Below are 12,037 nucleotides of genomic sequence, written 5' to 3'. Positions count from 1 at the left end.
CATCCCGAACCCGGAAGCTAAGCCTGTCAGCGCCGATGATACTGCCCTTCTCGGGTGGAAAAGTAGGACACCGCCGAACATACAAAAACACCCCCGGTCTCGGGGGTGTTTTTGCATTCACGAGATTCGTGTCAGTCGAACAAACTCAAATTGACCGACACACGTTTCTTCTCCAACTCGAGCAATGTTTGCTTTCGGTCAAGCCCGCCCCCGTACCCGGTGAGCTTTCCGGTGGCCCCGATGACCCGATGGCACGGGACGATGATGGCGATGGGATTCCGGCCGTTGGCTAAGCCGACGGCACGGGCCGCGCCCGGGGCACCGATCTGTTGCGCGATTTCTCCATAGGATCGAGTTTCCCCGTAGGGAATCGTCAGCAATGCCTTCCATACCCGCTGCTGGAATTCTGTGCCACGCAGGTCCAGGTCGACATCGAAATCGCGGAGGCCACCGGCAAAATAGGCGTCAAGCTGTTCGACCGCGGCTGGAAAGGCACATTGATTCGGTGACCAACCGGATCGGTTCGGCTCATGGGTTTGATCGACCATCCGCAGGTTGGTCAATACGGCGCCGCGCCCGGCCAAGGTCAACGGTCCGATCGGACTGTGGATGGTGCGGTAATGAATCATGCGACTTCCTTGGGAGGTTTTAGTGGCCAACGGTTTACCGGGTGCTCGAGTGTGGTCCATAAATGCTGTGTGGCATACGACCGCCAGGGCCGCCACCGGGCGCTTCGCTCGGAAAGAGCGCGCCCTTGTTCGGGCAGGCCCAGTTGCCTGGCAGCCAACCGAACACCGAGGTCACCGACAGGAAATGCGTCCGGGTCACCCAGGCCGCGCATCGCGACGACCTCGGCCGTCCACGGGCCAACGCCCGGCACGGCCAGCAACTGGTTGCGCGCTTCCGTCCAGTCGCAACCGGCGTCCAGGCTGATCCTCCCGTCAGCAAGGCCGCAGACGAGCGCGCTGAGGGTGCGTCGACGCGCCCTGGGGACGGCCAGATGGACGGGGTCGATCTGCGACAACTGCTCCACCGACGGGAAGGTGTGGGTCAGGGCGCCCGCTGCATCGTGCACCGGTTGCCCGTAGGCGGCCACGAGTCGGCCCGCGTGGGTCCGCGCGGCGTTGGTCGAAACCTGTTGAGCCAGCACCGCCCGCACGGCGAGTTCAGCCTCATCGACGGTACGCGGAATCCGCTGTCCGGGTGCTTTGGCGACCGCTGGGGCCAACGCCGGGTCACCGCTGAGTGCCTCGACCACCGCCTCGGGATCGGCGTCAAGGTCCAGCAGTCGACGGCACCGTGCGGTGGCGGCCGCGAGGTCGCGGAAGTCGTCGAGCACCAGCAGACAGCGAACATGATCGGGTGCCGGTGTGAGGGTGACCAGGCCGCTGCCCAAGGAAAGGCGCAGCGTGCGTCGGTAGGCGCCATCGCGGACCTCTTCGCAGCCGGGGACCGCGCCGGCGGCCAGATGACCGAAGACGCCCTCGTACGCGAATGGTGTGCGGACCGGCAGGCGCAGGGAAATCGCACCTGGGCCACCCTGGTGCACAGTGGTCCCGGATTCGGCGGATCCCATCCGGCTGGCAGCACGCTTGCGCAGCGCCGTCGGCGTGCTGTCGCAGACCAGGCGCACAGTGTCGTTGAATTGCCGGATGCTGGAAAACCCGGCCGCAAAAGCCACCTCACTGAACGGCAGATCGGTGGTCTCGATCAGCACCCGGGCCGTCTGCATCCGTTGTGCGCGGGCCAGTGCCAGCGGGCCGGCGCCCACCTCCGCCCGCAGCAGGCGCTGCAGCTGACGGGTGGTGTAACCGAGACGTGCGGACAGTCCAGTGACGCCTTCGCGGTCCACCGTGCCGTCACCGATCAGCCGCATTGCCCGGGCCACCACATCACCGCGGATGTTCCATTCCGGGGAACCGGGAGACGCGTCAGGACGGCACCGTTTGCAGGCCCGGAAGCCCTCCTGTTGGGCCGCCGCCGCGGTCGGCAGGAACCGCACATTGCGCGCGAACGGCGGCCGTACCGGGCAACTGGGCCGGCAGTAGATCCGGGTCGTCAAGACCGCGATCACGAACCAGCCGTCGAACCGGGCGTCCTTAGCCTGGACCGCTCGGTAGCAACGTTCGAAATCGTCGTGCACAGTTCGACAATTACACCTGATCACCGACATGGCTGGCGGGAAAGCGACATCGTAGTGGGCACAGTCGGGCCGGGCGAGTGGCCGGAGCTCACTTCCCCGGCTTGGCCGGCTCCACGGGCGATGCCAGTCGAGTCGGCTGCTTGTGCCCACGAAGCTTCACGTGCCTGCCCAACGTCCAATGGGCACGCTCACTTTCGCTCGCTGCCTCGACGGTTTGCGCCGAAGCCAGTAACTTGCCCGGGCGTGATTTCGCGCGTTCGCACAGTCGGGCGGCTTCGTTCACCGGTTCGCCGATCACGGTGTATTCGAACCGCTCCTTGGAGCCCACGTTGCCGGCCACCACCTGTCCGGACGCCACCCCGATGCCTGCCTGGCACTCCCGCATTTCCTCGGCCAGCCGCTCAGCCATGGTCCGCGCGCAGGCCAACGCCTGGTCTTCGGGTCGGTCGAGATAGTTGGGGGCACCGAAGATGGCCAGCGAGGCGTCGCCCTCGAACTTGTTGACCAGTCCGCAATGGCGATCGACCTCTTCGACCACGATTGCGAAGAAGCGGTTGAGCAACTGCACGACCTCGGCCGGGGGTTGGCTGGTCACCAACTTGGTCGAGCCGATGATGTCAAGGAACACCACTGCGACATGGCGTTCCTCCCCGCCCAGTTTCGGCCGCTCCCGCTCGGCGGCAAGCGCGACCTCACGTCCGACATGGCGGCCGAACAGATCGCGCACCCGCTCGCGCTCCCGCAAGCCGTCGACCATCGCGTTGAAACCACGCTGCAGCTCACCGAGCTCGGTTCCGTCGAACACCACCAGGTCGCCTCGGAGATCCCCTCGTTCCACGCGCTGCAGTGCCGCGCGGACCACGCGTACCGGTGTCGCCGTGAGCCAGGCCAAGATCCACATCAGGACAAACCCGAAGACCAATGTTGCCATCGACACGATGAGCACACCGACCGCGAACTGGGTCGGCGTGAGATTCCGCATCTCGATCTGGAAGATCGCGATCAGGGCAATGCCGACGATGGGAACACCCGATCCCAGCAGCCAGACCATCATGGTTCGCCCCATGATTCCCGAGGCCAGTCGTCGGGGCGGCGGTCCCGCCTCGAGGGCCTGGGCTGCGACCGGACGCAATGCGAACTCGGTGAGCAGGTAGCTCCCGGTAGCGACCAGGAGGCCGCAAATGGTCACCGCGAAGAGGAAGCGGGGGATGAATACGGTGTTGGCCATGCCGTAAAGCGTCGTCAGCAGCGCCGCGCCGACTCCCCAGAGGATCAGGTCGACGATGGCGACCCGCCAGGGAGTCAGGAAGGTGTTGCGCTCGTCGGCGTGCGTTGGTGGGCGTTCCTCGATTGCCCAGCGCAGCGCGATCACCGTTCGTCGGGTGATCCAATACGCTCCGAGCGCCAAGGCGACCACGATGTAGGCCGGCACAACGGCGAACGACACCCATAACGGGGCATCGGAAAAGACACTCGGCTCGGGAATCGCGACCGTGACCAACAGGATGGAGACCGCTATCCCGATCAGGTTTGCCGCCACCACCATCACCGTCAAGATGACCTGGATGCGGATCCGCCGGCGCCGTTGGTCCTCCGATACCCGGCCGAGCAGCCAGGAGCCGTAGGCGGGGGTCTCTGATAGCCGGCCGCTCTGACGGGTCACCGTCTCAAGTACCCGGCCCAAACGTTGCGCCATACCTTCCTCGGCCACCATTGTGGCGTCAGTCTAATCTCGCATCTTTCGCGTGGCTGACCTGCGGCCCCGAGTCGGTTTGGGCCGGTCCGGACGCCGGCAAGGTGTCGACCTGCGGCCGTAGGCATTTCGGTTCTCGGCGATTCATGTGGTGATCGGGTGCGGCGTCGATCTCGAAGCTCCGAATCCGGCCTACAAATCCGGCAGTGCCGGCAGTGGCGGTTGGCGGCTGGGGTCGCTCCAGTCCGGTCTTGTTACCCGGCTTGTACCGGCGACGCGAGCTGGGTGTGCTGGTCGTGCCCGCGAAGTGTCACGACCTCGCCCAGCGACCACAGGGAACTCTCGTGTTCGGTTGCGCCCCGCACCGTGTCGGCGGTAGCCAGCAATTGACCCGGGTGTGATTTGGCCAGTTCGCAAAGCCGGGCCGCCTGGTTGACCGGCTCGCCGATCACCGTGTATTCGAACCGTTCGTTGGCGCCGACATTGCCGGCGACCACTTGTCCGGATGCCACGCCGATGCCCGCCGGGCACTCGGGCACTTCCTTGGCCAGTCGTTTGGCAATGGCCCGTGCGGCGGCCAGCGCCTGGTCTTCGGGTCGGTCAAGGTGATTGGGGGCGCCGAAGATGGCAAGCGACGCGTCGCCCTGGAATTTGTTGACCAAGCCGCGATGGCGATCGATCTCGTCGATGACGACTGCGAAAAACCGATTCAGCAACTGCACGACGTCGGCGGGAGGCTGGCTAGTCACCAACTTGGTCGAGCCGACGATATCGATGAACACCACGGCGACGTGACGCTCTTCACCGCCAAGTTTCGGCGGCTGGCGTTCGGCGGCGAGGGCGACCTCGCGGCCGACCTGCCGGCCGAAGAGGTCACGCACCCGCTCGCGTTCGCGCAGGCCATGGACCATCGCGTTGAATCCACGCTGCAGCTCGCCGAGTTCGGTGGCGTCGAACACCACCAGATCGCCAGCCAAGTCGCCCTGCTCCACGCGCTTGAGCGCCGCGCGCACCACGCCCACTGGTGCTGCTGTCATCCAGGCAAGCATCCACATCAGAACGAACCCGAAGACCATAACGGGCGTCCACAGGATCAGAACTGAAATTATGTATTCGTCGTTCTCGAGCTCCCAAAACGTATTCTCGAACAGCGCGGTGAGGGCAATACCGGTATTGGGTAGGCCCGAACAGAGCAGCCATACCACCATGGTGCGACCCATAATGCCTGACACCAGGGATCGCGTCGTTGGTCCTACTTCGAGCGCCCGGGCGGCCACCGGTCGCAGCGCAAATTCGGATAGCAAATAGCTGCTGGTGGCCACGAGAACGCCGACGACGCTCATCGAAAACAGGAACCGCGGGATAAACGCTGGGTTGGCCATGCCGTAGAGGGTGGTCCACAACGCCATCCCGAATCCCCATACGAAAAGAACCGCCAACGACACCCGCGCCGGGATCCGGAACATATCGCGTGCCTCGTCTGGGGTGGGTCTGCGTTCCTCGATTGCCCATCGCAATGCGCGAGTTGTTTGCCGGGTAAGCCACAGTGCGCCCAGCACCACAGCGAGCACGTTGTAGGTGGGGACCAGCCCGAAGGACAGCCAATGCGGTGCGTCGAAGATAACGCTCGGTTTCGGAAAGGCAACCGTCAGCAGCAGGGCCGCGATGGTGACCCCGACCAATTGGGCGGCCAGAATGGTGACACTCATCATCACCTGGATACGTATCCGCTGACGTTGCTGGCTTTCCGATGCTCGTCCGAGAAGCCGGGACCCGTAAGCAGGGGTTTCTGACGGCCAGCGGTACCAGCGGGTCACCTTATCAAGCACCCGATCCAAGCGCTGCGCCACGGCCTTCTGGGACGACATTGTGGCAACAGCCTAAGTTGTGGGACCGGCTCTAACTGAATTCTTTTGTCCCGCAGGTCAGGATCGAATTGTCTGAGGTTCGCTGCGGACCTGCAGGAGAGGCGTTTCGCCGGCAGTGCAACCCGAAAACGCCAGCTGCGAGATCGCGACGGCGCTCGACCATCGCAATCCAGGACGGACCCCTCCAACCCGGCGACACCGGCCGGACAAGTCGCATCTTCGAAAACAGCATCCACACAGGCCAATCCGTGACCCAATGCCAGGCCGAGGCTAAGGTAATTTCGATGCGTCTCGTCATTGCCCAATGCACGGTCGATTATGTCGGCCGGCTTACCGCGCACCTGCCTTCCGCGCGCCGGTTGCTGTTGTTCAAGGCCGACGGGTCGGTCAGCGTGCACGCCGACGACCGCGCCTACAAACCGTTGAACTGGATGAGTCCGCCCTGCTGGCTGACCGAGGAGACCGGCACGGAATCGCCGGTGTGGGTGGTCACCAACAAATCCGGAGAACAGTTGCGTATCACCGTCGAGGAGATCGAGCACGACTCGAGCCATGAGCTGGGCGCCGACCCGGGACTGGTGAAGGACGGCGTGGAGGCCCACCTGCAGGCGTTGCTCGCCGAACACGTTCACATCCTGGGTGAGGGGTACACGCTGATCCGTCGCGAGTACATGACCGCGATCGGGCCGGTCGACCTGCTGTGCCGCGACGAGCGCGGGGGCTGTGTCGCGGTGGAGATCAAGCGGCGGGGCGAGATCGACGGAGTCGAGCAGCTCACCCGTTATCTCGAGTTGCTCAATCGCGACAGCGTGCTCGCGCCGGTCAGGGGAGTGTTCGCCGCTCAACATATCAAGCCGCAGGCCCGCACCTTGGCCACCGACCGCGGCATCCGCTGCCTCACACTGGATTACGACCAGATGCGCGGCATGGACAGCGACGAGTACCGGCTGTTCTGAGGGTCACGGCTAAACTTGCGGGGTGGCCCGGCGCCGTAAACCGCCAAACCGGCAGTGGCCGGTCACGCCATCGCCGATGCCGCGCCGGGTCGAGACCGGGCCGGATGGCTACTTGTACGAAGTCCGGGCGATCGCGGCGGCACGAGCGGTCAAGACTTATCGATGTCCCGGGTGTGATCACGAAATCCGTACCGGGACTTCACATGTGGTGGTGTGGCCGGCTGATCGATCGGAAGCTATCGAGGAGCGGCGGCACTGGCATACCCCTTGCTGGGCCAGCCGGGGGACTCGTGGCCCAACCCGAAAGTGGTCGTAGCTGCGGCTCTTAGCGAGCCGGCTCGACCAATTCGATCAGCACGCCGCCAGCGTCCTTGGGATGGATGAAGTTGATTCGGGAATTCGCCGTGCCACGCCGGGGAGCCTCGTAGACGAGACGGACACCCTGCGAGCGCAGCCGCTGGCTCAGGGCGTCGAGATCAGCTACCCGACAAGCGAACTGCTGGATGCCGGGCCCGCGCTTGTCCAGAAACTTTGCGATCACCGATGAGTCGTCGACCGGGGCCATCAATTGGATCTGCGCCGCCCGTGGCTCGCCCGGGACGGCAAGCATCGCCTCGCGGATCCCCTGGTCGTCGTTGACCTCCTCGTGAACGAGGATCATGCCGAGGTGGTCGTGGTACCACTCGATCGCCGCGTCCAGGTCGGCGACGGCGATGCCGACGTGATCGAGCCCGGTCACCAGTGAGGTGGCCACAACCTGACGGGCGTCAACTTGATCGGTGGTCATAACACAACGGTAACCTCATGGAGAAGAATCTGCTTCTCCGGGTTGGCTGGATCGGCCGTTCCCATGCTCATAGGAGGTAGTCATGACGACGTCGGTGATCGTTGCTGGAGCCCGGACACCGATCGGCAAGCTGATGGGATCGCTGAAGGATTTCAGCGCCAGTGACCTGGGCGCCATCGCCATCAGGGGCGCCTTGGAAAAGGCCTTCCCGGGTGTGGAAAACCCGGCGTCTCTGGTCGAGTACGTGATCATGGGCCAGGTGCTCACCGCGGGCGCAGGACAGATGCCTGCACGGCAGGCGGCGGTCGCGGCGGGTATCGGCTGGGAGGTGCCCTCGTTGACCATCAACAAGATGTGTTTGTCGGGCATCGACGCCATCGCGCTGGCTGACCAGCTGATCCGGGCCGGAGAATTCGACGTGGTGGTTGCCGGGGGCCAGGAGTCCATGACGAAGGCGCCGCATCTGCTGATGGATAGCCGGGCCGGCTACAAGTACGGCGACGTCACCGTCTTGGACCACATGGCCTACGACGGGCTGCACGACGTGTTCACCGACCAGCCGATGGGCGCGCTCACCGAACAACGCAACGACGTCGACAAGTTCACCCGGCAGCAGCAGGACGAGTACGCGGCTCAGTCGCACCAGAAAGCGGCCGCTGCATGGAAGGACGGCGTGTTCGCCGACGAAGTGGTGCCGGTGAGCATTCCGCAGCGCAAAGGTGATCCGCTGCAGTTCAGCGAAGACGAGGGCATCCGGGCCAACACGACCGCCGATTCCTTGGCCGGCCTCAAGCCGGCGTTTCGCAAGGACGGCACCATCACCGCCGGCTCGGCGTCGCAGATCTCCGACGGCGCCTGCGCGGTCGTGGTGATGAGCAAAGAAAAGGCCCGCGAGCTGGGACTTTCGTGGCTGGTCGAGATCGGTGCGCATGGAGTCGTGGCGGGCCCGGATTCGACACTGCAGTCGCAGCCGGCCAACGCGATCAAGAAGGCGCTCAAGCGTGAGGGCATCGCGGCGGACCAGCTCGATGTCATCGAGATCAACGAGGCATTCGCCGCGGTCGCGCTGGCCTCGACGAGGGAACTGGGGGTGGATCCCGAGAAGGTCAATGTCAACGGTGGAGCGATCGCCGTCGGCCATCCCATCGGGATGTCGGGAGCACGCATCACGTTGCACGTGGCGCTCGAGTTGGCCCGCCGCGGCTCGGGTTACGGGGTTGCGGCCCTGTGCGGCGCGGGAGGCCAGGGCGACGCGTTGATCTTGCGGGCCGGCTAGGGCCAGCAGCCGTGGTGCGACGTTGCTGGGATCGGCCCGTCCGGTGCTGATGTGATTTTCGTCATATCCGCTCCCCACGGCTGTTGCCCCGGGTTTCCAGCGGCTATTTCCGTCAACATGTGACGTTCGGCGCCACCGGGTGGACGGCGGGCGGGCCCGGCGTGACAGACTTGATGACGTGACACGTCCCCGACCTTCGATCGGGCCTGCCATGGCCGGTGCGGTCGACCTTTCCGGCCTCAAGCAACGAGCTCAACAAAGCGCCGCAACAGGCGGGGCCGCCGGTCGGGCACCGTCTGCTCAGCCGGGTGTGGTCGAGATCAGTGAGACCAACTTCGAAGACGAGGTAATCGCCCGCTCCGACGAGGTGCCCGTGGTGGTGTTGCTGTGGTCGCCGCGCAGCGACGTGTGCGTCGACCTGCTCGACACGTTGTCCGGCCTGGCCGCCACCGACCAGGGCACCTGGCAGCTGGCGACGGCCAACGTCGACGTTGCACCCAGAGTGGCTCAGATATTCGGCGTCCAGGCGGTGCCGACCGTGGTGGCTTTGGCTGCGGCGCAGCCGATCTCGAGCTTCCAGGGCCCCCAGCCTGCCGGTGAGCTACGACGCTGGCTGGACTCGCTGCTGTCGGCGACTGCGGGTAAGCTCAGGGGCCCAACGGATTCGGGAGAGTTCGCAGAAGTCGACCCTGCGGTGGCGCAGGCCCGTGCGCAACTCGAGGCCGGCGACTTCGACTCCGCAAAGAAGTCATACCAGACGATTCTGGATACCGAGCCGGGCAATGCCGAAGCAAAGGCGGCGATCCGGCAGATCGACTTCCTCACTCGCGCAACCGCACAGCGACCGGATGCCGTCCGAGTCGCCGACGCGGCACCGGATGACATCGAGGCCGCGTTTGCGGCCGCCGACGTGCAAATACTCAATCAGGATGTCAGCGGGGCGTTCGAGCGTCTGGTCGCACTGGTGCGCCGTACATCAGGGGATGAGCGCACCCGGGTGCGCACCAGGGTGATCGAGCTATTCGAGCTGTTCGACCCCGCCGACCCCGAGGTCATCGCGGGCCGACGCAATCTGGCCAACGCCCTGTATTGAGACCGCTCCCGCTAAGCCGGCTCCAGCCACAACGCCGACGTGGGCGGCAGTACCAACACCGCTGACGCGGGGCGGCCATGCCACGGGTCGTCAGTGGCGTCGACGCCCCCGAGGTTGCCGATTCCGGATCCGTTGTAGGAGGTCGCGTCGGTGTTGAGGACTTCCCGCCACCGGCCGGCCGAAGGCAGACCCAGCCGGTAGCCGCTGTGCTCGGCGCCGGCGAAATTGAACACGCACGCCATCACCGAGCCGTCGCTGCCGTAGCGCAGGAAGCTCAACACGTTGTTGGCCGAATCGTTGGCGTCGATCCAGGAATAGCCTGCCGGAATGGCGTCTTGGCTCCACAGCGCCGGGTGGCCGCGGTAGATCTCGTTGATGTCGCGCACCAGTCGCAAAATGCCGTTCGAGAAGCCTTGTTCGTCGAGTTGGAACCAGTCCAGACCGTGTTGCTCGGACCACTCGGCGCGCTGGCCGAATTCCTGGCCCATGAACAACAGTTGTTTGCCCGGGTGTGCCCACTGGTAGGCGAGCAGGCTGCGCAGCCCGGCGGCCTTCATGTGATTGTTTCCCGGCATCCGGCCCCACAGCGTCCCCTTGCCGTGCACCACCTCGTCGTGGCTGAGTGGCAGCACGTAGTTCTCACTGAACGCATACAGCATCGAGAACGTCATCTCATGGTGGTGAAAGCTGCGATAGACCGGGTCTCGACTGATGTAGTCAAGCGTGTCGTGCATCCAGCCCATGTTCCATTTCATCGAAAAGCCGAGGCCGCCAAGGCTTGTCGGTCTGGTTACCCCTGGCCACGACGTCGACTCCTCGGCGATGGTGACGATGCCCGGTGCTACCCGGTGCGCGGTGGCGTTCATCTCCTGCAGGAACTGCACCGCCTCCAGGTTCTCCCGCCCGCCGTAGATATTGGGGGTCCAGCCGCCCTCGGGACGCGAGTAATCCAGGTAGAGCATTGATGCCACCGCGTCCACCCGCAGGCCGTCGATGTGGAATTCCTGGAGCCAAAACAACGCGTTGGCCACCAGGAAGTTCCGTACCTCCGGCCGTCCGAAGTCGAAAACATAAGTGCCCCAGTCTAGTTGCTCGCCACGTTTGGGGTCGGAATGCTCGTAGAGCGGAGTGCCGTCGAACCGTCCGAGCGCCCACGCGTCCTTGGGGAAGTGGGCCGGCACCCAGTCCACGATGACGCCGATGCCCGCTTGGTGAAGGGCGTCGACCAGCGCCCGGAAATCGTCGGCGGTGCCGAAGCGCGATGTCGGCGCGTAATACGACGTGACCTGGTATCCCCATGATCCGGCGAACGGGTGTTCGGCCACGGGCAGCAGTTCCACATGGGTAAACCCTTGTGCCACCACGTAATCGGTCAGCTCCCGGGCAAGCTGGCGGTAGCTGAGTCCGGGACGCCAGGAGCCCAGGTGGACTTCGTAGGTGCTCATCGGCTCGAACACCGGGTTGCGCTGGGCGCGCCGGGTCATCCAGTCGGCGTCGGCCCAGGTGTAGTCGCTCACCGTCACCCGCGATGCCGTCTGGGGCGGCACCTCCGCGCCGAACGCGAACGGGTCGGCCCGATCGGTCACGACGCCGTCGGCGCCGTGTACCCGAAACTTGTAGAGGCCGTCGTCCGGGAAACCTGGCCAGAACAACTCCCACACTCCCGAGGAACCCAGCACGCGCATCGGCGCGTCGTTTCCGGTCCAGCCGTTGAAATCACCGATCAGGCTGACGCCCTTGGCGTTGGGGGCCCACACCGCGAACGACGCGCCCTCGACGACACCGTCGGCCGTGGTGAACGAGCGGGGATGAGCGCCGAGGACTTCCCAGAGTCGCTCGTGGCGGCCCTCGGCGAACAGATGCAGGTCGACTTCACCCAGGGTGGGCAGAAAGCGGTAAGCGTCGGCGACGGTATAGGGGTCAGCGCCCTCGTAACTGACCTGCAACCGGTAATCGATCAAGTTGACGAACGGCAGGGCCACCGCGAACAGCCCGGCGTCGATGTGCTGCATCGGCAACTGGTCGTCGCCGACGAGCGCGACGACGCTGACCGCGTGTGGACGAAATGCCCGGATAACCGTGTGGTCGCCGTATTCGTGGGCGCCCAGAATGCTGTGCGGGTTGTGGTGGGCGCCGGCCACCAGGCGCGCCAGCTCGGCGGGGTCAGGCGCCAAGTGTGTCCCGGGCAGTTGATCGGTTCGGCTCTTGGATCTACTCACGT

10 protein-coding genes are annotated in these 12,037 nt (G+C 65.0%); 4 read left to right on the top strand and 6 right to left on the bottom strand.

Features of this window, described 5'->3' with window-relative positions; translation table 11 throughout:
• Positions 1–131: 131 nt before the first annotated feature.
• The 4 genes from BST40_RS16670 to BST40_RS16655 form a co-directional block, all read right to left on the bottom strand.
• On the bottom strand, positions 132–629 hold the full coding sequence (locus tag BST40_RS16670; RefSeq protein WP_075547314.1) for a methylated-DNA--[protein]-cysteine S-methyltransferase: 498 nt from the start codon (positions 627–629) through the stop codon (positions 132–134).
• The gene (locus tag BST40_RS16665; protein ID WP_075547313.1) at positions 626–2,143 is read right to left on the bottom strand and encodes a DNA-3-methyladenine glycosylase 2 family protein; all 1,518 of its coding nucleotides are present in this window, start codon (positions 2,141–2,143) and stop codon (positions 626–628) included. Before BST40_RS16665 ends, BST40_RS16670 begins: the two co-directional genes overlap by 4 nt.
• A gap of 88 nt (positions 2,144–2,231) precedes the next feature.
• Entirely contained in the window at positions 2,232–3,857 is a 1,626-nt protein-coding gene (locus tag BST40_RS16660; protein ID WP_075547312.1) for an adenylate/guanylate cyclase domain-containing protein, read from the bottom strand.
• A 233-nt stretch (positions 3,858–4,090) separates the two neighbouring features.
• The gene (locus tag BST40_RS16655; protein ID WP_075547311.1) at positions 4,091–5,704 is read right to left on the bottom strand and encodes an adenylate/guanylate cyclase domain-containing protein; all 1,614 of its coding nucleotides are present in this window, start codon (positions 5,702–5,704) and stop codon (positions 4,091–4,093) included.
• Positions 5,705–5,988: 284 nt separating this feature from the next.
• Here BST40_RS16655 and nucS point away from each other — a divergent pair, with 284 nt between their 5' ends.
• Complete coding sequence (nucS, locus tag BST40_RS16650) at positions 5,989–6,660, top strand: endonuclease NucS (protein ID WP_075547340.1); 672 nt, start codon at positions 5,989–5,991, stop codon at positions 6,658–6,660.
• Between the two features lie 22 nt (positions 6,661–6,682).
• A complete protein-coding gene (locus BST40_RS31745; RefSeq protein ID WP_082275424.1) occupies positions 6,683–6,976 on the top strand; it encodes a hypothetical protein in 294 nt (97 codons plus the stop codon).
• Between the two features lie 9 nt (positions 6,977–6,985).
• On the opposite strand, the gene mce is transcribed toward BST40_RS31745, so the two are convergent.
• Positions 6,986–7,447 (bottom strand): methylmalonyl-CoA epimerase, encoded by a 462-nt coding sequence (gene mce, locus BST40_RS16640; protein WP_075547310.1) that lies wholly within the window; start codon positions 7,445–7,447, stop codon positions 6,986–6,988.
• A gap of 82 nt (positions 7,448–7,529) precedes the next feature.
• Here mce and BST40_RS16635 point away from each other — a divergent pair, with 82 nt between their 5' ends.
• A complete protein-coding gene (locus tag BST40_RS16635; protein WP_075547309.1) occupies positions 7,530–8,723 on the top strand; it encodes an acetyl-CoA C-acetyltransferase in 1,194 nt (397 codons plus the stop codon).
• Between the two features lie 178 nt (positions 8,724–8,901).
• Positions 8,902–9,816, top strand: coding sequence for a thioredoxin family protein (locus BST40_RS16630; RefSeq protein ID WP_083154838.1), 915 nt, complete (start codon positions 8,902–8,904; stop codon positions 9,814–9,816).
• An 11-nt stretch (positions 9,817–9,827) separates the two neighbouring features.
• Here BST40_RS16630 and glgB read toward each other — a convergent pair whose 3' ends face one another.
• Positions 9,828–12,035: a 1,4-alpha-glucan branching protein GlgB gene (gene glgB, locus BST40_RS16625; RefSeq protein ID WP_083154836.1), complete on the bottom strand. Its 2,208-nt coding sequence runs from the start codon at positions 12,033–12,035 to the stop codon at positions 9,828–9,830.
• Positions 12,036–12,037 lie beyond the last annotated feature (2 nt).

The organism is Mycobacterium persicum, assembly GCF_002086675.1.
Lineage (GTDB): Bacteria > Actinomycetota > Actinomycetes > Mycobacteriales > Mycobacteriaceae > Mycobacterium > Mycobacterium persicum.
Note: the sequence above shows the minus strand (reverse complement) of the source record. Positions and strands in the feature narration are given on the sequence as shown.